The organism is Spirosoma aerolatum, assembly GCF_002056795.1.
In the GTDB taxonomy this organism is placed as follows: domain Bacteria; phylum Bacteroidota; class Bacteroidia; order Cytophagales; family Spirosomataceae; genus Spirosoma; species Spirosoma aerolatum.
Genome location: NZ_CP020104.1, coordinates 4,977,150 through 5,003,819, shown reverse-complemented (window position 1 = coordinate 5,003,819; position 26,670 = coordinate 4,977,150). Strand labels below are relative to the sequence as shown.

Genomic DNA, 26,670 nt, shown 5'->3' with positions numbered 1-26,670 from the left:
CGTCTCTGCAGAACGGGTTATTCGCTACGTAACGATTTTATGGGGTTGGCTAAGGCGGCTTTGATGCTCTGAAAACTGACCGTCAGTAGCGCAATGCCAACTGACAGCAAACCCGCCAGCACGAAGACCCACCAGGGGATAGTGATGCGATACGCGAAATCCTGTAACCATCGATTCATTGCGTACCAAGCTACCGGCGATGCAATCAGAATACCAAGCAGAACTGGTTTCATAAAGTCTTTAGACAGCAGTGCAACAACGCTGGTGACCGATGCGCCCAGTACTTTCCGAACGCCAATTTCTTTGGTGCGTTGCTGGGCTGTAAACATGGCCAGTCCGAACAGGCCCAGGCAGGAGATGATCACCGTAAGCCCCGCGAAAATGCTGAACAACTCTCCGACACGTTGCTCCGACTGATAAATCCGGTTAAAACGCTCGTTTAGGAACGAATAAGCAAAGGGCGTATCGCTTTGGGCTTTCCAGGTTTTCTCTACTGTTTTCAGCAAGCCAGGAATATCGTCGGTATGGATACGCAGGGCCATCTGGTAATTATCCTTGCCGTAAAACATCACCAATGGAGCAATGTGCTGGTGCATCGACTCGAAGTGAAAATCCTTTACGACCCCAACAACCGTGTACAACCGATGGCTTTCGGGGCTGCCGTTGCCTACCGTCCAGAGCCGCTGGCCGACAGGATTTTTCCAGCCAAATCGTTTCACTGCGGCCTCATTGACCAGAATAGCGACGCTATCGGAGGGGAACGCTTTCGAGAAATTGCGGCCCTGAGCTAGTTTAATACCCAGCGTTGAGAGGTAATTTTCGTCGATGTAATAGCTCTTTTCCCGGTAGGGTGTCGATTGGGGGTCGCCATTGTCGGGCTGAAATCCATCGGTTCCTCCGTTGGATACGCCTGCTGGTAAATAGCCCGCCAACGTAACGTTCTGTACCTGTGCTAGTTTCCGTAATTCAGCTTTGAAGGCATCAGCTTTATTTCCCAGTGTATACGTATCGTGCAGAATCAGTACCTGATCTTTATCAAAGCCAACTTTTTTATGCTGAATGAAGTGGAGTTGTTGATAAACGACCATGGTGCCGATAATCATCCCAATCGATACCATAAACTGAATGGTTACGAGTGTATTTCGGAGCCAGCCACTTTTTGCACCACCCTGTAACCGCCCTTTCAGGACACTCACCGGTTTGAATGCCGACAGAAAAAAGGCAGGGTAGCTACCCGCCAGTAACCCGATCAGTAAACAGCCGATAGCAATGCCAGGTAACATCCAGCCATTTGTCAGCGCGCTAAGGTCAAATTGCTTACCGGACAACAGGTTGAAACTGGGTAATACAGCGACGACAATGCCCAGTGAAACGATCAACGCCATGAACGTGACCAGCACCGCTTCGCTTAAAAACTGACCAATCAGTTGACGTTGTATCGAGCCTAGTACTTTCCGAATACCCACTTCTTTGGCCCTCCCTGCTGATCCTGCCGTACTAAGATTCATGAAGTTAATGCAGGCCACCAGTAGAATAAATACGGCAATGACTGAGAAGATATAGATGTACTTAACGTCGCTATTGGGTTCGATTTCCGCTTCAAGGTTTGAGTGAAGATGAATATCCGTAATCGGCTGAAGCTGAAAACCAAAGGCATTCCCCTTCTGGATGAACTCCGTCATATTCATCCCCAGAAGTTGTTGGATTTCGGCACCTGCGTACTTCTTTACCATCTCTGGAATTTTTGCCTGAATGGCATCGGCGGAGTAACCTGGTTGAAGCACAACATACGTTACGAGCCCACTCGTAAACCAGGTTTCGCGCAGTTGAATGGAGCGCATCGAGCCAAAAATGTCGTAGTGAAAGTGAGTATTTGAGGGGACATCCGCACATACGCCTGTCACACGAAAAAGCCCTCGCGACCCCAGGGTCAGCGTTTGGCCGATAGGGTCCTGGGTGCCGAAATACTTCCGGGCGATGGTTTCAGTAACAACAACTGTATTGGGGTCAGTCAGAACCGTTTTGCTATTGCCTTTCAGCAGCGGTATGGAAAAGATGTCGAAAAAATTGGAGTCGGCAAAAGCGACATGTTCTTCCTTGAAACTTTCATGGTCGTGTTTGACGATGAACGTACCTTCCTGATTCAGTCGCGTAACAGCTTCCACACCGGCATAGTCGTGTGCCAAAGCGGGGCCTGCTGGCACACTCGACATGGCCGTAGAGATTTCCTTGCCACCAATCTTCCCGTGAATAATCATCCGGTAGATGCGGTCGGCTTTGGCGTTATAGCGGTCATAACTTAACTCGTGTTTCACATACAGCACAATCAACAGGCAGGTGGCCAGCCCAACGGCCAACCCAACCACGTTGATGACCGCGAAGGCTTTATGGAGCATGAGATTTCGCCAGGCGATTTTCAGATAATTGCGTAGCATAACAGGACTTAGTGAAAAGGGTGGTCTATACTGTTCGTTATAACGGGATTGAGCCAGCGGACGCATTAGTTTCAGCGTACTCACTATGTATCGCCAGTTGGCCTTACGTGCGCCTATCGTTTGCACCCAATGATCATAGAGTTCCAGCAAGTCGCCCTGCACCTCTTCCGAGGTGTCAGGATGACCGAAGGTTTTCAGTAACCGGGTAGCGAAGCGGGGTGGTTTCGTCGCGGTTTTCATCCTCCCATCAGTTGAAGCGTTTGCGGAGGTAACGCATTCCAGAGTTCCTCACGAACCTGTTTGACTTCGGCCAGTGCTTTCCGACCAGCCGCCGTGACCGTAAAAAAACGCTTCCGGCGACCTCCACGCTCGGCCGTAGCGCCACCCATACGCGAGGACAGATAACCCTTTTCTTCGAGTCGCTGTAAGGTCGTATGAACGGTACTGAATCCGACCGCACGTCCGGTTTTCTGTTCAATTTCCTGCGTTACCGTTACGCCGTAGGCTTCTTCGTCAAGAATCGCTACGGTCAGTAAAACCACTTCTTCAAACTCTCCCAGAAAGGCCCTTTTCATGGTTTGTTATTTTATACGATAATGCCGATCAAATGGGGTGCCAACTCCTAAAAAACCCACTGATTGCTTTTTATGGCTATTTTTGGTCAACATGTCCTCAAACAACTGTCCGATTCTGGACACGCCCTGTCCGCAAACCGGACAGGGCCAGACAACTTAACAAATACAATGAATAGCCGAAACGTAGTGTTATGCGTGGCCGTCAGTCTGGATGGCTACATCGAAGGCCCTAACGGCGAATATGACTGGTGCTTTACCGATCAGGATTACGGGATGACCGCTTTCCTCGACCGTATCGATTCGATATTGATCGGCCGAAAAAGCTATGAGTTGATGATGAATCCGAATGAAGCGGCTAGTGAATACTCTTTTCCTGAATTTAAGAAATACGTATTCTCTACGACACTGACAAGCGTGGGAGAAGGGGCTGAGCTGGTTTGTGGTGATGTGAAAACACAGATCGATCTACTAAAAAATCAGCCGGGAAAAGATTTCTGGTTATTTGGGGGAGCCGACCTGACTCGTTCATTCATAGAAGAAGGGCTGATCGACGAACTCATTCTGGCGGTTCATCCAATCCTGCTGGGTGCTGGTAAACCGTTGTTTAGTCAGTTAAACGAGCGGATTAAGTTCAACCTGCTGGATTCAAAAACGTACTCCACAGGATTGGTATCGCTTACTTACCAGTTAGCGTAGAATTTACGGAAAAAAGTCTTATAAACTGGTATATTCCCGGCGTTTTTAGCGGACTAATTATGCAAGCCATCGACAAACGCATCCGGGCCGGACTGATACTTTTCTGGGCGCTTTATTTCTCCATCGTTTGGTTGAGCAATACCGCTGATGCCCTCAAAACCTTGTCGATTCTGCCAACGAACTGGCCATTCGTATCGGGAAATTATACCCTTATCGTTCGGGTGCTGGCTATCTATCAGTCACCAGCCTGGTTGGCAGGAGTATTTTTTGGTGGAGTGATTCTATGGGAAGCACTTGGGGCTATATACTTCTGGAAAGCCTTCAGTGCCGTTACCCGTCAGACGCTCACACAGTCGGCTAGTATTCATCAGGCTTTTGGCATCACAATCGGTTTGTGGGCCGCCTTTATTTTAGCGGATGAAGTCTTTCTAGCGTACATGCTAGGCAGTTTATCGACTACCCACTATCTGCTACTGCTTTCGGAACTGGCCTCGTTTATTCTTATCCGGCAGCTAGATTAAGGTATAAATTCTTTTGTTTTCATATCTCGCATGTATTGTGTCATGGCTGAAAGAACAATACTTTTGGAGCGATTTTTCGTTACATCACTTCCTCACCCTTATGAAACAGGCTGTTTTCTGTTGTAACTGGCCTCGGCTGATCAGAAAAGGCTGGCTTACGCTGTCGATGGTTGGGGCGCTGGCAGGTATTGGTAGCTTACAAGCCCTGGCGCAATCGATCACGACCTTACCGCTAGCCGTAACCGCCGTTTGTGCGGGTGTTCAACTTGATGTCACAGGACGAATAACCGGCGTGGTGAATAATCTCAGGGTTGTTATATCGGCAGATGGCATAACGTATTCGGCCATTACATCGGTACCCGTGGCTACTACGGCAAGCGGTGAGGTAACTTACCGCGCCACCATTCCGGCCACTGTGCAGGCAGGGAATGCCTATCAGGTGCGCCTGGTTTCGGCCGATTCAACAATAATTGGTACACCAAGCACCAGCCTGTTACGTATAAAAGTCAAACCAGAGCCTCCCAAAGTCCCTGCTTTAGTGACCACCTGCGAACGGGCTAATGGGTCTAATAGTGCATTTATAGGTATTTCGGTAACGGTGACTTCGCCTATGACCGTATCCAAATTATATAACCCGGATGGCAGTATTCCCTATAATGATAGCAGTACACCCAACTATTTTGTCGTTGTTAAAGGCGCGGCTGGCACTCAGTATTTTTATGCGACACAACTACTGGATGGGTGTGAAAGCGACAAGAAGGAAATAAAACTAGTGGTCAGCCCCAGGGCACCATCTCCAGTTCCTGTTAATATCTGGAGTACTGGTGGAGAGATCTGGGGTGAAATTACCTACAAACAGGGCGATAAAGCTGTCTCGATAAGAGAATATGGGCTGCAGCCCCTGCCCGATAATGTTCAGATTTCCTACGTCCGGGAATCTGGCGATTTGCCCATCAGCGGCCTGCCCGATTATCCGAACGCCAATAACTCTTTGGGCGACATTTCACCTGGTATACCCAACACGAGCAAACCCGGTAGAGCGGTCGTAAAATTCAGAACCTATTTAAACGGATGTGTCAATACAATATTCCCAAACGAACATCTTGTAATAACGGTTTTGCCGACGGCACTTGTTGAGAATCCTGTGCTGGCCGATGCCATAGTCGTGTATCCTATTCCTGCAACGACCGAAGTGAATGTACGTATCCAGGGATTTTTGCCACCGCTGACTGGTTGGGTGGAGCTATTGGATCGGCGGGGGAATATACTGTACAGGGCTCAAATCTGGCAGGGAGAGTTTGCTGTTGGACTTCAGAATTATCCACAGGGAGATTATTGGCTGCGCATCCATGTCGGTGACCAGCAAATCACCAAACAAATCATCAAACAATAGCGGTAGCAGTGCTTTGGGCCAGATTGAGGTAAACAGCTTGTATAAACGGATGAGAACACGAGTACGCAGCCTTCAATATCTGTTGATAATTAGTATAGGGTATGGATTCGTCGTCTGCCTGAATATGGGTTGTGCCCCAAAGGATACCCCACCGCAGACTGATTCTACCCAGGTGAAGCCCTGTTTTATTAGTAGTAAAACAGTTCAATCAGGCAGTAGTAAAACCACTGAGTATTGGAATTATGGGCCTGATGGGAAACTTCAGCGGCACTGGTCGCCAGGAGGTTGGCAGGACGATTATGCGTATGATAATGACGGATTCCTGTTGTCTATAAAAAGAACAGGGGAGAATGGCCAACCGGCGAGTACATTGACCTGTCAATACGCGAATGAGCGTCTGATTACACTGACCAATCTATCGGCTTCGGGGACGACACTATTTACCCAGACGTTTGCTTATGACAGTACTGGTTTATTGAAAAAGTCGACTTTATCGGTTAGTGGAATTGGGTCCACATCTCTTTTCCTGGCCGGCCTTCAGACGGATTATTCGTATAGTACCAGTGGGAATAAATATGACCATGCCTATGAATTTGAAAAGGGGCGGATCAGGCGCAGCCGATTGGCAGGTAGTAAAGAGTTTAGCGACTATGAATATGATAGTACGGGTTTGCTCAGGCGGATAAGTACCTATCAGTTATCAGGGGTAAGCCTTGCCTATGTGAGTTATGATTATCAGGCTGGTAAGGCAGCATTAACGTCCTTTGTAACGCCCAAAGGATGGCCTGATGCAGTGAAGTACAACTACAATCCAGACAAGGGCTATTACGAGTTTAATTCGACAAATCAGTCGTTGGGGTTGGTGACCAATGTGTCAAGTTACTCAGGCACCATGGTTAATTCGGTAACGAAGTTCAGTGAGCAGAAAATTAGTTATTCGCTCAGTAAACAGGGCTTGCCTTTAGAACAGAACTGGTCTGTAACGAACACGAATGGTACAACCACCAGCCGTATTACCTATGGGTATATTGGTTGTCAATAGGTAAGCGTAGAGACCGGCGTACCGGCCTCTACAAAGATTATTCAGACCGCAAACTCTTCACCGGATTCATCAGCGCGGCTTTAATGCTCTGGAAACTGACGGTCAACAACGCAATGGTTATAGCGACTCCACCGGCCAGGGCGAAGATCCACCAGGCCATGTCGATCTTGTAGGCAAAGCGCTGAAGCCATTGGTTCATGATCCACCAGGCTATGGGTGAAGCGATCAACATAGCCAGCAAAACCAGTTTCAGGAAATCTTTCGAGAGCAAAACCACAATGCCCGTTACCGACGCACCCAGCACTTTTCGAACGCCAATTTCTTTGGTCCGTACTTCGACCGAAAAGGTCATCAGTCCCAGCAAACCCAGGCAGGCCACCAGCAATGTCAGCGCCGTAAACCCGTTGAACAGTCGCATCAACCGTTCTTCTTTTGCGTAGAGTTTGTTATAGGCATCATCCAGAAAATAATAGTCGAACGGAACGGTTGGGTGGGCCTGATCGTAAATCTGTTTAAGCTGGTCGAGGGCGTTGGGGACGTCCGTATGTGAATTTAGCCGAACCAGCAGATAACCGCCATTGGCCAGTATCGACCGGCTGGTATCACTCACCACGGTAAGCATCATCGGCGAAACAGTACCGTGCAGGCTGTTGATATGGAAATCGGCGACAACACCATCGGCTGATCGACCGATTGACACGGCCTGTTGTTGCAGAGGATTTCCCTTGATGCCCGATTCGTTGACAAGTGTCTGATTATAAATGGTCAAATCACGTGTAATTGCTCCTTTTTCCCAGACCAGAGGACGGTTTTTCCACTGTATGCCCATCATGTCAAAGAACGGTTTATCAACCTCAATGGCATTCACCATCAGTTCCTTCTTCGTTTTTTCACTCTTCGTGAACATGGTCATGATGTTATTGGTAAACAACTGTGTATTGGTCGTCGCCACATTTCCCTCACCTGCCCATTGCCGAACGGCATTTCGCAGGCCCGTAAACTGGGTGATCATTTCGTTGTCGATCTGAAGTGCCACCACCTGCGACCGATTCAAGCCAAGATTTTTGGTACGCAGAAACCGCATCTGGGTATAAAGCACCAGGCTACAGATCAAGAGCCCGATGGAGGCTGTAAACTGAACCGTTGTAAACACCCGCCGAACGCCAGCACCACTCTGCCGCCAGTTGGTTGATCCTTTCAGTACAAGCGCCGGACGGAAACCGGACAGCAACAATGCCGGATAGCCACCCGCCAGCAGCGAACAAATCAGCCATAGCCCAATCATTAGGCCCCAGTATGGCCCCTGTGCCAGCACCCGATTATCCATTTGCAGATCCAGCGTATGATTAGCCCATGGAAACAACGCCTGAAGCAACGCTAGCGATAGCGCAAACGCCAGCGTAGTGGTCAAAAATGATTCCAGAAAAAACTGCCCAATCAACTCACTGCGCTGCCCGCCCACGGCCTTACGGATACCAACTTCCCGCGACCGTTTGGTGGCGCGGGCCGTGGTCAGGCTGATATAATTAATGACAGCCAGCGTCAGAATAACCAGCGCCACCGTTAGCAGAATATACAGCGATTGCCGGGAGTCGCCCGGTGCACCCCGCCCGTCCAGATGCAGCGTAGGCAAGGCTTCCAGAAAATAATTGGCCGACATATCGATGAACTTGAGACCGGCTTTTACCGTCACGAGTTTCTTCTCTATATCATGGACTCGGGCATCGGGCCGTAAGACCAGATAGGTGTTCAAAAAGCCTGCATTTTCATAAATACCACGCTGACGATCCCCGAGTTTAGGCATCGATGAGAGCGATACCAGCCCCTTGAATTGAATAACCGAATTGGTCGGTAAGTCGTCCAGTACGCCCGACACCGTAAGCGGAAAATGTTTATCGAAAACCAGCGATTTGCCAACGGGATGCTGGTTGCCAAAATACTTCTCAGCCAGTTGACGGGTTAAAATAATCCGGCCGGGTTCGCCAAGGGCGGTTTTCGGATCGCCATAGAGAAATTTAAGTCCTATTACCGGTATGATCGATGCGTCGGCATACCCAATATTAGTTTCCTTGAACCGATGATTCTGATCCGATTGGAGGATAACGTCGCCAAAGCCATTGGAAAACCGGACAAGCTCTTCGACTTCTGGAATCTGTCGTTTTGCCTCGCTGCCAAACGAGTGATGCAATTGAGGAAACGATACTTCGTTTTCGCCATATTTCGATGCCGATACAATTCGGTACGTTCGGTTGGCAAACGGCTCAAAGCGGTCGTAGTGGAACTCATGCCAGACGTAGAGCGCAATAAACGTACTGACCGCCAGCCCAACGGTTAGCCCTACAATGTTCAGGCTGCTAAACAGCGGGTTTTTCCACAACTGACGAAAGGCAATGGAGAAATAGTTTCGTAGCATAATCGGGTTTGGGAAAGTAGTTACTGAATGATTGGCAAAACGTCGGTAGTTCTGAGTATCGTTTACCTGTCTACGCTTGATGGCAAAGGGTTTTATGAAGCCCAGCACATCGTACCAGTATCGCCAGCGGGCCCGTCGTTCACCCACTCGACTAACCTGCCAGCGGTATTCTTCATGCAAATCGCCCAGCACCTCTTCCCGCCGATCATCGGACAGAAAAAAGCGGAGCAGTCGGTCGGCGAGTTGGGGCGGTGTATTGAGCATGGGGTGTAGGGGCTGTGTCGGTGAAGAGGTAGTAATTGCTTGAACTACGCTGCTTTTTTACGTTTTATTGAGTGCCATAACTATCTGGTATTTGTTCTCTTTGAGAAAACTAATGTATATGGAGACTCAAAAGCTAAGCGCGCTCCAACTCGATTTGCTGAAAATCTATTCGTTTCAGCCTAGTGAAGAAGACCTGCTAGCCGTGCGAAAAATGCTGGGCACTTATTTTTCGGATAAGCTTGCCGGGAAAATCCAGCAGGCAATTGATCAACAAGGAATCACGGAATTGGATCTTGATCAGTGGCTGAATGAATAACCTGCGGTTCGTGCTAGATACGAATGTATTCATGGTTTCGCTGGCTCCCCAGTATAAATATCAGTGGATTTATGAATCTCTATTAAAGGGGAAATTTGAGCTGCCTTATCGAATGAGATATTGACTGAATATCATGAACAGGTGGTTCTTCGCTATGGAATCGAACGGACAGATGCTCAACTGGATTATCTTCTCCTTTTACCTAACGTATTGCTCATAAATCCATCGTTCCATTGGCAATTAGTTGAAAATGAACCTGTTTAAACTTTTACGGATGTAGCCAAATAGGGGCATTTTTGTCATGCTGACGAAGGAAGCATCTTCAGTAGCTACTAATGGCTTCACTACCGAAGATGCTTCCTTCGTCAGCATGACAAAAACATCCATTTTTGACAAAATTTGACAATATAAGCATCTGCACCAGTTAAAAACCGTTGATTTTCCTTCGATTTCAATTCTTCGCTATGAAGAGTTTGAGTCACTTTATAAGACCCCTTATTCATTTCGTAAACTCTCAGCCTGATTTGCTGTTGAGATGGCGAGGGCAGTACGGAGCACTTCCCACTACACCCCGCCATCCATGCACACCTTGCCATTTATTCCGACCGCAAACTCTTAACCGGATTCATCAGGGCGGCTTTGATACTTTGGAAACTGACCGTCAGCAAGGCAATAGCCAGCGCCAGTATACCCGCTATGGCGAAGACCCACCATTGCACATTGATTCGGTACGCGAAATCCTGTAGCCACAGGCTCATGGTATACCAGGCAATGGGTGTAGCCAGCAAAATGGCGATGAACACCAGTTTCACGAAGTCTTTGGCCAGCAACTGAATGATTCCCGATACGCTGGCTCCCAGCACTTTCCGTACGCCAATCTCACGGGTGCGTACCTGCGCCGTATAGGTAGCCAGACCGAACAGTCCCAGGCAGGAAATCAGGATGGCGATACCCGCAAAAATGTTAAACAGCATCCCCGTTTTTTGTTCCGAAAGGTAGAGCCGGTTGAAGACATCGTCCAGAAACGCGTAGTCGAAAGGATAGTCGGGATTGTATTGTTTCCAGGCTTTCTGGGCAGAAGCGACAGCGCTTTCGGCATCTTCGCCGGTCGTTTTAATGTACATCGCATTCAGGTTCGTCGGTTCGTAATAGAAGATGGCCGGTTCGATCTTCTGACGCATCGATGCAAAATGGAAGTCCTTGACGACACCAATGATAGTGCCTTTGTGTTTCCAGAGCCGAAACTTCTTGCCAATCGGATTTTTCAGCCGGGCCGTTTTAACGGCGGTTTCGTTCAGAATAAAATGGGTCGAGTCGGCTACGGCTCCCGTAAAGTTTGCCCCCTCAGCCAACTTCATTTTAAAGAACGGGATAAAATCGTTGTCGATAGCCATAGGGCGCATAAACATCGTTTCGCCCTGCTCTTTACCATCCCATTCATTGTCGCCCGTTTGCGAATTGAGCCGGACAATATTGGCGCTGGAACGTGTAATGCTCGCTACGCCCGGCTGCTGCACTAGTTCAGCTTTAACAGCGTCGTAGTGCTCGCCCATGTCGCGCATAAAGAAGGCAAACACATGGGTTTTGTCGTAACCAAGTTCTTTGGACCGAATGAAGCTCAACTGGTTGCGGATAATCAGTGTACTGGCAATCAGAATAACCGTTACGGCAAACTGCGCCACCACCAGCACTTTTCGGAACGTTGCTTCACTGAACCGGGCCGACACGCGACCTTTCAGCGCTTTGAGTGGTTCGAAGGAGGAAAGTAGCAGAGCCGGGTAAATACTCGACGCAATCAGAGTTCCGACAATGGTTAGCGCCATCACTTGCCAGATGCGATAATTCGTCACATCAAGTGTCAGTTCTTTTTCAGTCAGTTGATTGTAGGCCGGTAAAAGCAGGTAAATCAAGCCGAGGGCGACAACAGCAGCCAGCGAGAACAGAAGCGCGGTTTCGATCACAAACTGTAAAAACAACTGCCCTTTTGCCGCTCCGACGATCTTCCGCATACTAACCTCCTTCGACCGCAGCAACGACCGGGCCGTCGAGAGATTTACATAGTTGATGCAGGCAATGACCAGAATGAGCAGCGCTATCACCGAAAACATCCGCACCGTTTCGATACCTCCTGGGCTACCATCGGCTCTATACAGATGCATATCGGCCAACGGCTGTAGCAGGTAGGTAAGGTCGGTGTCGTCGGGTTTGTTACGGAGGTGAATCGTCCGTAGTTTATCGGTCAGCTTACCAAGATCGGTTCCCGGTTGTAGTAGCAGATAGGTTTCGTAATCGAACTGCGAAAAATCGTTGTCTTTGTTTTTTCCATCGGTTCGTGTCCGGTACATCTCATCGAACAGCAGCGAGATAGGCAGTATCATATCGGCCTGAATGCTCGAATTCTTCGGAAAATCCCGAACCACACCGCTGACCCGAAATGAGCTATTGTTGTTGCTGGCCAGGGTTTTACCGATTGGGTTTTCATGGCCAAAATAGCGTTTGGCCGTACTTTCAGTCAGCACAATCGACTGATTGTCGGGAAACGGATTGGCCGAATTGCCCTGAATGAGCGGAAAGTCGAACACAGAAAACAGGCTCGGGTCGGCAAAGTGCGTACCCGTTTCGTTAACGGTTTTATCCTGGTATTTGAACAGCGTATAAGTGCCATTGTACGAAATACGAACCCCGTCTTTGATTTCAGGTAGTTCTTTTCTGCCTAATACGGCAATCGGTGCTACCGTAGATGTCCAGATTTGTCGACTGTCGCCGGTACCGGCCCAGTTTTCGAGTCGGTAGATGGCATCGGCTTTCTGATGAAATCGGTCGAAACTCAGTTCATCCTGTACCCAAAGCAGAATCAGAATACCCACGGCCAGACCAGCCGTTAGGCCCGTCATGTTGATAAGCGAATAGAATCGGTTTTTGACCAGATTGCGCCAGGCTGTTCGGAAATAGTTGCGAAACATAGCAGGATTGAAGTAAGACGTTGTTGAATAGGGATCGAATCGTTGATAGCGGGTAGGGCTAGCTGTTGCTGGTGGTTCTACCACTTTTCGTTTAGCCGCCCACGGTTTCAAAAAGCCAAGCGCATCGATCCAGTATCGGCAGCGAGCCCGTCGCTCGCCCACGCGGTTGACCTGCCAACGGTATTCTTCGTGCAGATCACCCAGCACCTCTTCCCGCCGGTCATCGGACAGAAAAAAGTGGAGTAGTTTATCGGCGAGTTGGGGAGGTGTATTGGGCATGGGGCACAGGGGGTGAGTAGAGACAAGGCAGGCCTTGTCTCTACGGGCAACAGATTTATTCGGACCGCAACGATTTTACAGGGTTGATCAGCGCGGCTTTGATGCTTTGAAAACTGACGGTGAAAAGGGCAATGATGACTGATAGCATACCGGCCACGACAAACATCCACCACTCGATATTGATCTTGTACGCAAAGCCCTGTAGCCACTGATTCATGGCCCACCAGGCTATGGGCGATGCCAGCACAATAGCAATTAACACCAGTTTCAGAAAATCTTTCGAGAGCAAACCGATGATGTTGCCTACCGATGCGCCCAATACTTTCCGAACGCCAATCTCTTTTACCCGCTGCTCAGCCGTGAAGGTGGCCAGACCGAACAGTCCCAGACAGGAGATGAAGATACCCAGAAACGCAAAGTAGCTAGCCAGTTTACTCACAACCTGCTCGCTCTGATATTGACGGGCATAAGCCTGGTCGGTGAAGTTGTAGACAAACGGAAAGGTGGGATTCAGTTTTTTGCAAATCGTCTCGATCTGGGCTAGTGCTTCTTTCGTTTTACCGGCTTTTATTCGAACGATGGCGTTTGCATTCCCCGGCAGTCGTTGCGTTCGCAGATAGGCAATCAACGGGCGAATGGTTGTATGGAGTGATTGGAAGTGAAAATCTTTCAACACGCCGACAATGGTTCCTTTCTGCTTACCCCAGGTAATGGTTTTGCCAATCGGCTGTTTGAAACCCATCACTTTCAGGGCTGCTTCGTTGATCAGAAAACCACTGGAATCGGTTGGAAAATCGTTCGAGAAATCGCGGCCCTCATGTAGGTTAATCTGCATGGCTTTGGCAAAATCATACCCCACACCTACCGGCGTAAACCGAATTTTTTCGTTTGGATCACTGCCGGGCCAGCTAATGCCTTCGGTGCCAGAACCGTTAGACGATGGGTCGGCCGTCAGGTACGATACGTCTGCAACACCCGGCAACTGGCTAAGTTGGCTTTTCAGCACATCGTACTGGTTGCCCAGATTACCTTCTAGCGGAAAATAGATGAGGTTTTCACGGTTATATCCCAGATTTTTGGTCTGCACATAGTCGACTTGTCGGTAAATGATAATCATGCCAACGATCAGAATTATAGAAAGGGTAAACTGAAATACCACCAATCCTTGCCGGAGCCAGGTTGCTGTTGCATCGAATTTCATTACGCCTTTTAATACCCGGATCGGGCTTAGCGACGACAGGAAGAAAGCTGGATAACTCCCCGCAACAAAACCAGTTAGTAGGGTTAGTCCAACTAAGCCCCCCCAAAACGAAGGTTCCAGAATGGGCAAAACAATCTGTTTGCCAGTGAGTGTGTTAAATGCAGGCAGTACTAAGCTAACCAGCAATACAGCCAGACTAATCGAGAAAACAGTCAGCAACATAGCCTCGCCCAAAAACTGCCCGACCAGTAACGACCGCATAGCACCGACTACTTTTCTGACACCCACTTCTTTAGCCCGCTTGCCCGACCGGGCCGTAGCCAGATTCATGAAATTGACGCAGGCAATCAACAGAATAAACACGGCCACAATCGTAAACAGCCGTACGTATTCAATGCGACCCCCATCGATCTGTGCGTCGTTGAAATTGCTGTTCAAATAATACTCGTGGAAGGGTTGCATGGCCAGCTCAGTGTGGGTCGGTTTGCCTTCGTCGCGGTTGAATTTGTCGAGCATGTGCTGGATTTTAGCTTCCACCTTGGCCGGATCAGCATCTGGGCGAATCATAAAAAAGGTGAGTGGGTCGGTGCTTCCCCAGCCTTTAGCCCAATCGTTCCCATCGTCCACATAGGCATCCCAATTGCGCAGGCAATCGAACTGGAGTGTACTGTTTTTCGGCAGATTGTCGAAGACAGCCGAAACCTGCATATCCTTCCGGTTATCGAACCGAATGGTTTTGCCAATGGCCGCTTCGGGGCTACCAAAAAATAGGTTGGCCATATCGTGCGAAATAGCCAGCCCGTTTCGATCCTTCAACGCGGCTTCAGGTGTTCCCTGTAGCAGTTTAAAGCTGAACATCTTGAAAAAATCAGCCCCAACGGCATTGAGCGATTGTTTCTGCACTTTATTACCAACCGAAAACGTTTGCTGCCCCGGCCATTCATACGCCGTTGCATACTCGATTTCGGGAATTTCTTTTTTCAATTCAGCCGCCAGCGGTCCCGGTGTCCAGATAACGCCCTGCATTTTTCCGCTGAAATATTCGCGCATGTAGATCCGGTATAACTGGTTTTTGTGCGCATGAAATGCGTCGACGCTCCGCTCGTCCTGTACCCAGAGCAGAATAAGCAGGCTACACGCCATACCCAGGGCCAGGCCAAGTGTATTGATGACGGAAAAGGTCTTGTTTTTGGCCAGGTTCCGAAAAGCGATTTTTAAGTAGTTGCGTAACATAGTGGGGTTCATTAGATAGGTTGTTGAATAATCATCAAAACGGTTATTTACGGGTTTACGCTTAACGGCGAATGGCTTTATAAATCCCAGCACATCCCACCAGTATCGCCAGCGTGCCCGTCGCTCACCCACGCGGTTGACCTGCCAACGGTATTCTTCGTGCAGATCACCCAGCACCTCTTCCCGCCGGTCATCGGACAGGAAAAAGTGGAGTAGTTTATCGGCGAGTTGAGGAGGTGTATTGGGCATGGGGCACAGGGGGTGAGTAGAGACAAGGCCTGCCTTGTCTCTACGGGCAACAGATTTATTCGGACCGCAACGATTTTACAGGGTTGATCAGCGCGGCTTTGATGCTTTGAAAACTGACGGTCAGTAAGGTGATCGCTAAAGCACCCAGACTGGCAACTCCGAAAATCCACCACGACAATTCGGTTCGGTATTCGTAGTTATCCAGCCAATTCGTTAGCAAATACCAGGTGATGGGGGTTGATAAAAGGCAGGAGATAAGAACCAGCGTGACAAAATCCTTGGATAATAGCCCCCACAAATTAAAGACCGATGCGCCCAGTACTTTCCGAACGCCAATTTCTTTGGTTCGTTGCTCGGCTACGAACGAAGCCAGTCCGAAAAGGCCCAGACAGCTAATCAGGATAGCTAAAGCGGCAAAGAAGCTGGCCAGTTGACCAATACGTTGCTCAGCCGCGAATTTTTTGGCGTATTCTTCATCGGCAAACTTGTACTCGAAGGGTGAGGCCGGATTGAATTTTTTGAAAACAGGTTCCAGCTTGCTTAGCGCATCATGCGCACTTAGAACCGGATTCAGTTTGATATGAATGACATTCAGGCTTCGTTCGTTGGTGTTCATCATAAACACGGTAGGCGTTACGGGCTCAAACGGCGAGGTCATAACCATGTCCTTCACTATCCCAATCAGCTTCCAGTCTTTACCGTGCCAGCGGATGGTTTCACCTACGGGTGGTCCGCCGTTGCGGTTTTTTAGCCCCGTTAATTTAACAGCCGCTTCATTGAACAGAAAAGCCAGCGAATCACTCGAAAACTGTCGGGAGAACGAACGCCCTTCTTTCACTTTCCACTGCACCACATTTCCGAATTCGGGGGTGATCGCAATAGTACCGAAAGCTGCGGGGCGATTGGGGTCTTTACCCCGCCATTCGAGATTATTGGCTGATGACCAGATATTTGTGATCGGGCTCGACGATTCAGCCATATCGGAAACGGCACCCGTAGCCAGCAGTTCGTTCCGAAGAGCATCGTAACGGCCCTGAATTTCAGGCGTATTCATGGTAATGTTGATGAGTCCATTTCGACTGTAACCGACTGGACGATTTTGCGCGAACTGAATCTGGCGGAAAACGACGATAGTGCCGATGATGAGCGTTACTGAGACCGTGAACTGAACGACGACCAGTACCTTACGGGGTAACGAAGCGAAACGACCCACCCGAAACGCACCGCCTTTCAAAACCTTGATGGGCTGGAAAGAGGATAGATAAAATGCCGGGTAACTGCCTGCCAGAAAGCCAGTCAGTAGACTGAAACTGAGGCAGGCGACCCAGAAAATCGGATTTGTCCAAAGTATAATCAGTTGTTTATCGGCGACCTCATTGAACGTCGGCAAAACGAGTTGAACCAGTACTACCGACAAGGCGAAAGCGGTAGCGACGAACAAAAAAGATTCGCTAAAAAACTGACCGATCAACTGGCTACGCATAGACCCAATTGCCTTACGAATACCTACTTCCTTGGCTCGTTTTTCGGAACGTGCGGTGCTCAAATTCATGAAGTTGATACACGCCAGCAGAAGCACGAACAGTCCAATACAGCCGAAAAGCCACACAAACTGAATCCGCCCACCTGCATAGGCTCCATTTTTAAACTCCGAGTACAGGTGCCAGTCGGCCATCGGATACAGAAAAAGTGACGACTGGGCTTTGTCCTGAGTGTGCTTACGAAAAACGTCTTTAATCTTCTGGGAGACATGACCAAAATCACTGCCTGGATTTAGCTGGGTAAAAATGGCAAACGAGCTACTGCGCCAGTTATCCATGTCTTCGCTCGACTCAAAAAGCAGTTTGATGGGAGCAATAAACGTGACGTTTTTAAAGCTTGTGTTGTGAGGCAGATCGTCAAAGACACCGGCTACCTGTAAGGTATATCTGTTGCCAACCTTAACGAGTTTATGCAACGGGTTGCTGTTGCCAAAGAGCGCCAGAGCCGTCGACTTCGCCAGTAAAACAGAGCCCGGATCGCGTAGGGCTTGCCGGTTCCCACTAAGCATGCGGAGGGTTAGTATCTCTGGATAGTCGGCTTCGGCAAAGTTGCCGAAACGAGTAAACTTTTTATCCTGATAAGTGATAATCTGCTCGAATTCGGTAGTAGCGGCAACAGCTTTGAAGTCGCTGGCGTATTGGGTTCGTAACTCCTGACTAAGAGGTAGGGGCAACGCTCCATAGGTTTGAATGCCCTGTTCCAGCGTCTGATTTTCCATCACCTGCGCAATGCGGTCGTAGTGCTGATGGGATTTATTGAACGACAGCTCGTCGTAAATCCACAGACCGATCAGCATCGCAACGCCCATGCCAACCGACAGGCCGACGATATTGATCGTTGAGTATCCTTTTTCGCGAATCAGATTTCGCCAGGCAATTTTCAGATAGTTTCGGAGCATCGTCGTATTTGTTGGGGTTGGGTATTTGTTGATCGTTCGTTTTAGGGTCCACGGTTTCAGAAAGCCAATTGCATCCCACCAGTATCGCCAGCGTGCCCGTCGCTCGCCCACACGGTTGACTTGCCAGCGATAGTCTTCATGCAAATCGCCCAACACCTCCTCAAGCCGGTCATCGGCCAGGAAAAAGCGGAGGAGTTTGTCAGCGAGTTCGGGTGGCATGGGGCGGGGCGCCTGGTGCATGAGACAGAGGGTTTAGGGTATGGGATAGGATGTATTGCGAGTTGCCCTTTAGCCCAGTGCTCCAAACCCTAAGCTATTCAACGGATTCAGCAATCGACTCCAGAAACTCACTCTGACTTCCTGAATTTCCTGCAAGGTCCGCCGACCGTAGGCCGTTACGGTAAAGAGCCGTTTACGTCGGCCACCCCGTTCGGCAGTAGGTTCGCCCATTTCCGACTTCACCATACCTTTATCCTCAAGTCGGTCGAGGGCCGCGTGGATTTGATTTAGCCGTACCGAGCGACCCGTTTGCTCAATGATCTCGTGCGTAATGGCCACTCCGTAGGCTTGTCCTTGTAGTTCCAGGACGGCAGCCGTCAACAGAACGATCTCTTCAAACTCACCTAAGTAGCTTCGTTTCATCGGTTTTTGTTAGTTCTATTTTTGCTGAGCAAATCAATGGCCAAAACGAAGAAAGGCCTTTAAGGTCATCAGAATGGCGTTTTTAGCTGAATTACGAAAACAGCCAATGTCCGAAAGCGGACATTGGCTGTACGGTTTGGGACATAGCTTGTCTGGTCGACAGGATAAAAATCGCAGATAAATTAGCCAACTAACCACTTCGGACGAGCGTCCACTATGGTTTTATACACGCCACAGTCGGGAGCGTGGGCACCGGGCAGATAGCCGATGCTCATCAGAAATTCATTGACGATCTCACCGCCCGTAAAGCGAAACGTTTTTTTGAACAGTTTTACCCATTCCGCCTTTGTTTTGGGATGATGCAATTCCAGCCAGTTCTCAAACGAACCCTGTTCAGCCTGTAATTGTAGAATCGTCTTTGCGTTGTCGATAGCTGCGTTGATCTTCAGACGATTGCGGATGATGCCCGGATCGGCCAGTAAGCGTTCGCGGTCAGCATCAGTATAACTGGCCACGGTTTTCAGGTCGAAATTGTCGTAGGCTTTTCGGAACGTCGCTTCTTTTTTCAGAATGGTTTCCCAGCTCAGACCCGCCTGATTGATTTCCAGTACCAGCCGACAGAACAGTTCGTTATCGTCGTGAATGGGGAAGCCATACAGATGGTCGTGATAGGCTTTGTGGAGGGCTTTCCGTTCCCCGGTCATGGTGTCGATGGCGTGGCAATAAGACATACGGTTACGTAATCAGGTAGATTGGAATAGGGGGTGTTGGCCCGAAAGTTACTGAATGGTTGTTAATTCCAGTCGTTGTCCATCTCCATCCGAACACTTGACGATCAAATTCACCCGTCTGTCATATAGACGTTGCTTTTGTAGCGGTTGTCGCCTAGCTTGTTTCGTTAATCAATCCAGCCATTATTGTTGCCCCTGTCTGTTATGCTGAAAAATATCCTTTTTGCGTTTGCGACCGCTCTGGAAAACATCCGTACCCGCTTTTTTCACACGGTACTGTCCATTCTGGGTATTGTGATTGGGGTAGCAGCGCTAGTGGCTATTCTGTCGCTGATCGATGGGATGGAGCAGTATGCGCAGGAACAGATTACCAAAACGACCGACCTGAAAGCGATTCTTATTCAGACCAATCCGTACAAGTCGGTCAATGAGGTTCGGGTATTGAAGAATGAGTACGCCTATTTTACCAATCCGTCGTTTCAGAAACTACGTTCGTCACTGACCAAACCCGCAAAGGGGTATCTGTACTGGCGACAGAACGGGGAGGTGATGACAAACACCAATAACCGGGCAATGGGTACGCTCATCACCGGGGCCTCCTTCCCAATCCATCCCGATTTGACGCTGATTCAGGGCCGGGCATTTACAGACGCTGAACTACAGACTCGTCAGCCCGTTGCGTTTATCAACCAGCATCTGGCAAAGCAACTGGTTGGAAACCAGCCAGAGAAAATGGCCATTGGGCAACAGGTGGTTTACAAAAACAAGCCGTTGAAAATCATCGGTATTGCCGCCAATAAAGATGCGAAAACGGGGCAACTGCTCATGCCTATTACACTGGTGTCGGACAGTGCGCTGAAAGCCAGCCCGCCGATGGGAGTGGTGGTCGCTGAACAGATCGAAGACGTTCCCGTGTTAAAAACGCAGATCGAAAACTGGCTGAAAACCAACACCAAATCCGGTAAGGATGACTTTGCTGTTATGACCAATGAACTGCGGGTTAGTCAGGCAGCTAAAGGGTTCCTGCTGTTTCGGCTGGTGATGGGCGCCATTGTTGGCATTTCAGTCATTGTAGGGGGCATCGGGGTGATGAATGTTCTGCTGATTTCGGTAACCGAACGTACCGTTGAGATAGGTGTCCGAAAGGCACTTGGCGCTAAAAAACGGGATATTCTGTGGCAATTTCTCTCCGAGTCGATTACCATTTCAACCTTTGGTAGCCTGATGGGGCTAGGTTTAGGTATCATCAGTTCGATGGCCTTTATTCCGATTATAAAAGCGCTGGTCGACGTACCGTTTCAGGTTGCCTATACCTGGAATACGTTTATGGTCATCATAGTGATTGCCATGCTGATCGGGATTATTTTCGGTACGTACCCAGCCATGCGGGCGGCCCGGCTCAATCCTGTGGATGCCATTCGACGCGAGTAGTTTTGGGGTGTTCCGGGAAAGAGCAGGGCATACATTGGGTAAACCGCCTTGGTTCGGAGCTTTTAGCCAAAACTAATTCCGGTATCTATGAATTATCTGACAAAATTCCTGCTCTGTGGGCTGCTTCTTTCGGTAGCCAGCGCTCCGTTGCTGGCTCAAAAAAATCCTGAAGACAAAGCGGGCTGGAAACTCGGCTCGCAGGCGTATTCCTTCCGACTTTTTTCTTTTGCTGAGGCCCTGCGCAAAATAGATAGCTGCGGGCTGAAATATGTTGAAGCGTTTCCAGGGCAGACCATTGGCGGTGGTGTCGATGGCAAGATGGACTTTACGATGGATGCCAGTACCCGGCAGAAAGTCAAAAAACTGATTAAAGATCGTGGTTTGACGGTGGTGGCTTATGGTGTCGTAAACCCGAAAACGGATGATGAATGGAAATCCCTGTTTGAGTTTGCTAAAGACATGGGCGTTCTGAACATCAATTCGGAACCCACACCCCAGCAAATGCCGCTGGTTCGGAAACTGGCTGAACAATATAAAATCAATGTGGCGCTGCACAACCACCCAAAACCGTCGCGCTACTGGCATCCCGACACCGTTCTGGCGGCCATTGGTGGCAGCAAATATGTGGGTTCCTGCTCCGATATTGGTCACTGGGTGCGTTCAGGCCTCGATCCGGTCGAATGCCTGAAGAAACTGAATGGGCATGTACTGGGCATGCACTTTAAGGATGTGAAGAAAGATACACCGGATGGTAAATATCACGACGTGGTCTGGGGGACAGGCGACTGCAAAATCGAACAGGTCATCGCCGAAATGAAGCGGCAGCACTTCAAAGGTCCCATCTCGGTCGAGTACGAATACCATTGGGAAAACAACGGCCCCGAAATTGCCGAAAGCGTTAAAAACTTCCGCCAGATGTATAACCGGGTGAAAGTGCAGTAAACGCAAGGAGCATGGAGCAAGGGGCGGGGAGAAGGGTTGGCACGTATAAAACAAGCCCTACTCCCCGCCCCTTGCTCCATGCTTTTTTATTTTGCCGAATTATCCATATCGGCCGCAATAAGCCAGCGCCCATCTTTTCCCTTGCGTAAAGCCAGGATAAACTTGCCAATGTCGGGGGTATTGGCTGCACTTCGGTAAGCACCAATAATGTAGCCTACGGTGCCGTCCTGCGCAAAGGAAAGTGCTCTCAGAAACAAGGGGGCTCCGCCCTGGTTCTGGTAGGCTTTCTTTAGTTTTTCCTGCCCTTGAATAGCTGGTCGGCGGGGTTGCAGAACGAATCCATCAGGTGTAAACAAAGCCGCTAGCTTTTCGGTATTACCAGCCCCCCACTCACGTTCGTAATCACGAAGCACCCGGTCGATGTCGGGAGGCAGCTTAACTGAGGGCAATAAATCTGTTGCCGGAAAAGTAGAACTGGGTTGCTGAGCAAATAGAAGCTTATTGACGCACACAAAGAGCAGCAATAGTATAGTCCGAGTTTTCATAGGATGGTTGGTTTTATAGAGACGCCAGGGAGGGCGTCTCTTTACGTTTATTCTGATCGCAGTGATTTCACCGGATTAACTAATGCCGCTTTAATACTTTGAAAACTAACGGTAAACAGGGCTATGCCCACCGATAACAGACCCGCCAGGGCGAAGATCCACCAGTCAATGTCGATCTTGTAGGCAAAATCGTTCAGCCATTGGTTCATGGCCCACCAGGCAATGGGCGAGGCAATGACCAGCGCAATGACTACCAGCTTCAGAAAATCCGTTGATAACAACGCTACAATGCTGGCGACCGATGCCCCCAGTACCTTCCGAACCCCGATTTCTTTGGTCCGTTGTTCGGCCGTAAACATCGCCAGCCCGAATAGTCCCATACATGAAATCAGGATCGCAATTCCTGTGGCTGTATGAACCAATTGACTTGTTTTCTGCTCTTTTTCGTAGAGCTGGGCAATGGAATCGTCCAGAAAAGTGTACTCGAATCGGTTATCTGGATAAACCGCTTTCCATTCGTTTTCGATGCTGGCCAGTGTGGTTTTTAACTCACTCATCTGCTTACCTTTTGTCGAAAGCTTAATGCCTAGGTTTCGGGCATGGGGCATATAGCCCATAAAGACAGGCCCCATTTTTTCGTGGAATGATTGTTCATGAAAATCGGCTACTACACCCACAATGGGGTATTTTTTGCCATCGAACTCAATGAGTTTATTGAGAGCGTCGTTGACTTGCCGGAAACCCAGGGCTTTGGCGTAGTGAGCGTTGATAACAATCTCGCGCAGGGAATCACTTTTTACGTAATTACGTCCGGCCAGCAAATGAAGCTGATAGAGCGGAATAAAATTTTCATCGCCAATCTTGGCCGACACATCCATTTCAACAGCCTGTTTCTTACCCTGATATTTGAGTTTGGTCACCATAAACGCCTGACCCATGGGCGGAAACCACTCCATCGCAACACGCTCAACACCCGAAAGCGATCGGATTCGCTGAGCTAAAACTTTGCCTTTCTCGCCCCAGGGCGGGCGGATGGAAACTATGGCGTCAGAATTAAATCCGAGTTCTTTGTTACGCATATAACTAAGCTGACGTTCCACGATCAATGTGCCGATGATAAATACCAGCGATATAGTAAATTGAAAGACAATCAGGGTTTTGCGAAGGGTGGCTTTCCGGCCGACGGCTAGGCCAGCCTGTCCTTTAAGGGTTAGCGCAGGAACATACGACGACAGAATAAAAGACGGGTAAAGGCCCGATAATAAGGACGTGACCACTATAACGGCCAGGAGAAAGAAACCCGTTTGCGCACTAAAAAGTGTGAAAGTCAGTCCTTTGGGAGTCAATGATTGAAACGTGGAAAGAATCGGATGGACCAGCAGTAGAGAAATGAGTACAGCAACCAGGGTCAGGAAAGCCGTTTCGCTCAAAAACTGGGCAATCAGACTCGCCCGACTGCTGCCCATTACTTTCCGAATGCCTGTTTCTTTCGCTCGCTGTGCCGATTGAGCGGTCGATAAATTGATGAAGTTGATAGCCGCAATCAGCAGGATGAACACCGCAACACCCATCAGTCCATAGAGCGTAGGCAGGTGCGCTTTTCGGGTGTAATTATCCTGATAATCTTCGTCGAAATGCAGGTCTGCCAGCGGTTGCAAAGCGGGTGCAAACTTGAACTCATTCGGGTAATGGGCCTTGCCAAACCGCTGAAATTGGGCTGTAAACTGCTTGGGCGTAGCCCCGGCAGGCAACTTGACAAACGCCTGCGATGCCGACCAGTTGTCGTCCCATTGGTCGAGGTTAATTCCCTTCTTTAGCTGACTGGCCCGAACGGTGGCTAATGAAATAAAATCGGTGAAGGTCAAATCGGTGGGTTGAGTCCAGTCCTGCACAATGCCCGCCACATGGACATGGACCGAATCCTGGTAAATCAGTTCTTTACCCATAATTTGCTCAATGGGTAAATTGCCAAAGTACTTACGGGCTTTTCGCTCCGACAGCACCAGTTTGAAAGGGTCATTTAGGGCCGTTTTGGGATTGCCAGCCAGCCATTTGTAGGTGAAAATGTCGAAATACGTTGGGTCAACCACCACGATCTCGGCATTATCGACCCCGTGTCGGCGGTGCTCAAATTTGGTTGGTTTTTCGCTGCCGTTCGGAATCAATACCTCCGACTCGATATTGTGAAAAGCGGCTACTGTGCCAATGCCGGTAATTTCCTTACGAATAGCGGCTGGTACGGCATTGGGGATGAACCCGACCGGATGTTTTTCGGCAGTCTTATTGAACTGTGATTCGCCCACCAGCCGGTAAATACGGTCACTATCGGGATGGAAGGTATCGTAACTTAATTCGTAATGGGTAATGAGATAGATCACCAAACAGGCGGTCACCCCAAGAGTAAGACCGAAGAGGTTAATCAGCGTGCTGGCTTTGTATTTAACCAGATTGCGCAGGCTGGTTTTGGCGTAGTTTCGAATCATAATAGGGCTTATCAGAAATGGAGTAGGGTAGTCAGATGGATTTCGTTTAAGGGCGAACGGCCGAAAGAAACGTAGCACATTGCGTATATAATTTCGGTTGGCCTGCGCTTCGCCGACGAGACGCAAATCCCGTTGGTAACGCTCGTATAAATCGCCCTGCACTTCCTCCAGCAGGTGCGGAGTGCAAAACCATTCGAGCAGCCAATCAGCGAAGCGGGGCGGATCAGCTCGATGTGTCGGTTTCATAGGCTGATGGCAGGTAGGGCGTTCGGAGCAATAGAATTCCATAACTGGTCGCGCATGGACCGAATGTCGTGCAGGGTGCGGCTACCCAGGGTAGTTACCGTAAACAGCCGTTTACGTCGCCCTCCCCGTTCCGCGGTTGCATCGCCCATATGTGAAGTGAGCATCCCTTTTTCTTCGAGCCGATGCAAGGCTGCGTGAACCGCGCTGATGCTCACCGAGCGCCCGGTCTGCCGGTCCAGCTCATCTGTAATGGCAACGCCATAAGCACGTTCATGCAAGACCGCAACAGTTAGTAAAACCACTTCTTCAAACTCACCCAGATACGTCCGTTTCATATCCTGATCAATAAATTCAACTTTTGTAGAACAAATGCTTTGCCAACTTATAAAAAGGGCATTTACGGGTAAATGGAGAGGATTCGTAAGATAAGCCGTTGTCCGAAATCGTACAGTTATTGTCCGAAGCTGAACAACTCCGGCATAAAAAAAGACTGATCAGGGTCAAGGTAGTTTGCTGTTTTTTTGTATCTTGGGTAGTACACAAGACCCAATGGAGGAGCCGATAATTCGAAAGATTATTCACATCGATATGGATGCTTTTTATGCATCTGTGGAGCAGCGCGATAACCCGGAACTGCAGGGCAAACCCGTTGCGGTTGGCGGTTCCCGGCAACGGGGCGTTGTGGCGGCCGCCAGCTATGAAGCACGTCAGTTTGGAGTTCGATCGGCTATGGCCTCGTCTATTGCTGTCCGCAAATGCCCCGACCTGATTTTTGTAAAGCCCCGTTTTGAGGTCTATAAATCCGTTTCGGGGCAGATTCGGGCTATTTTCGCTCAGTTTACGCCACTCATTGAGCCGCTCTCGCTGGACGAAGCCTATCTGGACGTCACGGATAGACTGGAATCTGGGATGACAGCCACGCAAATTGCCCAGGCCATTAAAGATCAGATCAGGCAGACAACCAGCCTGACGGCGTCGGCCGGCGTATCATACAATAAATTTCTGGCAAAGCTGGCGTCGGATTACCAAAAACCGGACGGATTGTTTGTGATAAAGCCCCATCAGGGTCTGGCCTTTGTTGAGCAACTAAACGTAGGTCAGTTTCATGGCATTGGCCGGGTTACGGCCTCCCGGATGAATCAATTGGGTATCTATACCGGGCTGGATCTGCGCCAGCAAAGCGAAACATTCCTGACCCAGCATTTTGGTAAAGTCGGTCATCATTATTTCAACATCGCCCGAGCTATCGATCCACGGCCTGTCACGCCCGACCGCGAACGGAAATCCGTCGGTTCGGAAACAACCTTCGACCAGGACCTGACCGAGCATGCTGATCTGCTGGCCGAACTGGACCCATTGATCAATAGTGTATGGTCGTATTGCGAGCGCACAGGTATTCTGGGTCGAACGGTGACGCTGAAAGTGAAATATGCCGATTTTCAGCAGATTACCCGTAGCCGAACAGCCGCCAGTTTTATCGCTAGTCAGCCAACGCTCAGGCAGCTAAGTCACGAATTATTAGCGGCTTTACTGCCTCTTCCTAAAGGGGTTCGTCTGCTAGGAGTTTCGTTGTCGAGTTTTAAGGCCGAGCCAGCAACCACAGCCGGACAGTTGACGCTCGATTTATAAT

The 26,670-nt window shown here is 49.3% G+C and carries 19 protein-coding genes; 8 read left to right on the top strand and 11 right to left on the bottom strand.

Features of this window, described 5'->3' with window-relative positions; translation table 11 throughout:
• Positions 1-17: 17 nt before the first annotated feature.
• Positions 18-2,675, bottom strand: coding sequence for an ABC transporter permease (locus B5M13_RS20770; protein WP_080057481.1), 2,658 nt, complete (start codon positions 2,673-2,675; stop codon positions 18-20).
• Entirely contained in the window at positions 2,672-3,010 is a 339-nt protein-coding gene (locus tag B5M13_RS20765) for a PadR family transcriptional regulator (RefSeq protein WP_080057480.1), read from the bottom strand. The genes B5M13_RS20770 and B5M13_RS20765 overlap by 4 nt, the downstream gene beginning before the upstream one ends.
• Before the next feature lie 168 nt (positions 3,011-3,178).
• Between B5M13_RS20765 and B5M13_RS20760 the strand changes: the two genes are divergently transcribed.
• The 4 genes from B5M13_RS20760 to B5M13_RS20745 all read left to right on the top strand — a co-directional run bounded on the left by B5M13_RS20760 (position 3,179) and on the right by B5M13_RS20745 (position 6,662).
• The gene (locus B5M13_RS20760; RefSeq protein WP_080060012.1) at positions 3,179-3,706 is read left to right on the top strand and encodes a dihydrofolate reductase family protein; all 528 of its coding nucleotides are present in this window, start codon (positions 3,179-3,181) and stop codon (positions 3,704-3,706) included.
• 59 nt (positions 3,707-3,765) lie between these two features.
• Entirely contained in the window at positions 3,766-4,227 is a 462-nt protein-coding gene (locus B5M13_RS20755; protein ID WP_080057479.1) for a hypothetical protein, read from the top strand.
• Between the two features lie 100 nt (positions 4,228-4,327).
• The gene (locus B5M13_RS20750; protein WP_080057478.1) at positions 4,328-5,620 is read left to right on the top strand and encodes a T9SS type A sorting domain-containing protein; all 1,293 of its coding nucleotides are present in this window, start codon (positions 4,328-4,330) and stop codon (positions 5,618-5,620) included.
• A gap of 49 nt (positions 5,621-5,669) precedes the next feature.
• The gene (locus tag B5M13_RS20745) at positions 5,670-6,662 is read left to right on the top strand and encodes a hypothetical protein (protein WP_155297309.1); all 993 of its coding nucleotides are present in this window, start codon (positions 5,670-5,672) and stop codon (positions 6,660-6,662) included.
• Positions 6,663-6,699: 37 nt separating this feature from the next.
• On the opposite strand, the gene B5M13_RS20740 is transcribed toward B5M13_RS20745, so the two are convergent.
• Complete coding sequence (locus tag B5M13_RS20740; protein ID WP_080057476.1) at positions 6,700-9,339, bottom strand: permease prefix domain 2-containing transporter; 2,640 nt, start codon at positions 9,337-9,339, stop codon at positions 6,700-6,702.
• Positions 9,340-9,457: 118 nt separating this feature from the next.
• Here B5M13_RS20740 and B5M13_RS20735 point away from each other — a divergent pair, with 118 nt between their 5' ends.
• Positions 9,458-9,655: a hypothetical protein gene (locus B5M13_RS20735; protein WP_080060011.1), complete on the top strand. Its 198-nt coding sequence runs from the start codon at positions 9,458-9,460 to the stop codon at positions 9,653-9,655.
• 596 nt (positions 9,656-10,251) lie between these two features.
• On the opposite strand, the gene B5M13_RS20730 is transcribed toward B5M13_RS20735, so the two are convergent.
• The 5 genes from B5M13_RS20730 to B5M13_RS20710 all read right to left on the bottom strand — a co-directional run bounded on the left by B5M13_RS20730 (position 10,252) and on the right by B5M13_RS20710 (position 19,393).
• Positions 10,252-12,897 carry an ABC transporter permease gene (locus B5M13_RS20730; protein WP_218919453.1) on the bottom strand — a complete coding sequence of 882 codons (2,646 nt, stop codon included), beginning with the start codon at positions 12,895-12,897 and terminating at the stop codon, positions 10,252-10,254.
• 55 nt (positions 12,898-12,952) lie between these two features.
• Positions 12,953-15,580, bottom strand: a complete 2,628-nt coding sequence (locus B5M13_RS20725) for an ABC transporter permease (protein WP_218919452.1) — start codon at positions 15,578-15,580, stop codon at positions 12,953-12,955.
• A gap of 55 nt (positions 15,581-15,635) precedes the next feature.
• Positions 15,636-18,260: an ABC transporter permease gene (locus tag B5M13_RS20720; RefSeq protein ID WP_080057475.1), complete on the bottom strand. Its 2,625-nt coding sequence runs from the start codon at positions 18,258-18,260 to the stop codon at positions 15,636-15,638.
• 48 nt (positions 18,261-18,308) lie between these two features.
• Positions 18,309-18,662 (bottom strand): PadR family transcriptional regulator, encoded by a 354-nt coding sequence (locus B5M13_RS20715; protein ID WP_080057474.1) that lies wholly within the window; start codon positions 18,660-18,662, stop codon positions 18,309-18,311.
• 182 nt (positions 18,663-18,844) lie between these two features.
• Complete coding sequence (locus tag B5M13_RS20710) at positions 18,845-19,393, bottom strand: DNA-3-methyladenine glycosylase I (protein WP_080057473.1); 549 nt, start codon at positions 19,391-19,393, stop codon at positions 18,845-18,847.
• Positions 19,394-19,597: 204 nt separating this feature from the next.
• On the opposite strand from B5M13_RS20710, the gene B5M13_RS20705 reads away from it, so the two are divergent.
• Entirely contained in the window at positions 19,598-20,824 is a 1,227-nt protein-coding gene (locus B5M13_RS20705; protein WP_080057472.1) for an ABC transporter permease, read from the top strand.
• Between the two features lie 87 nt (positions 20,825-20,911).
• Complete coding sequence (locus tag B5M13_RS20700) at positions 20,912-21,766, top strand: sugar phosphate isomerase/epimerase family protein (protein WP_080057471.1); 855 nt, start codon at positions 20,912-20,914, stop codon at positions 21,764-21,766.
• Positions 21,767-21,852: 86 nt separating this feature from the next.
• Here B5M13_RS20700 and B5M13_RS20695 read toward each other — a convergent pair whose 3' ends face one another.
• Genes B5M13_RS20695 through B5M13_RS20685 form a run of 3 tightly spaced genes read right to left on the bottom strand, consistent with a single transcriptional unit; the run spans position 21,853 to position 25,375 of the window.
• The gene (locus B5M13_RS20695) at positions 21,853-22,311 is read right to left on the bottom strand and encodes a YybH family protein (RefSeq protein WP_080057470.1); all 459 of its coding nucleotides are present in this window, start codon (positions 22,309-22,311) and stop codon (positions 21,853-21,855) included.
• A 47-nt stretch (positions 22,312-22,358) separates the two neighbouring features.
• Complete coding sequence (locus B5M13_RS20690) at positions 22,359-25,040, bottom strand: permease prefix domain 2-containing transporter (RefSeq protein WP_080057469.1); 2,682 nt, start codon at positions 25,038-25,040, stop codon at positions 22,359-22,361.
• Entirely contained in the window at positions 25,037-25,375 is a 339-nt protein-coding gene (locus tag B5M13_RS20685) for a PadR family transcriptional regulator (protein ID WP_080057468.1), read from the bottom strand. Before B5M13_RS20685 ends, B5M13_RS20690 begins: the two co-directional genes overlap by 4 nt.
• Positions 25,376-25,589: 214 nt before the next feature.
• On the opposite strand from B5M13_RS20685, the gene dinB reads away from it, so the two are divergent.
• Positions 25,590-26,669 (top strand): DNA polymerase IV, encoded by a 1,080-nt coding sequence (dinB, locus tag B5M13_RS20680; RefSeq protein ID WP_080057467.1) that lies wholly within the window; start codon positions 25,590-25,592, stop codon positions 26,667-26,669.
• Position 26,670: the final 1 nt, after the last annotated feature.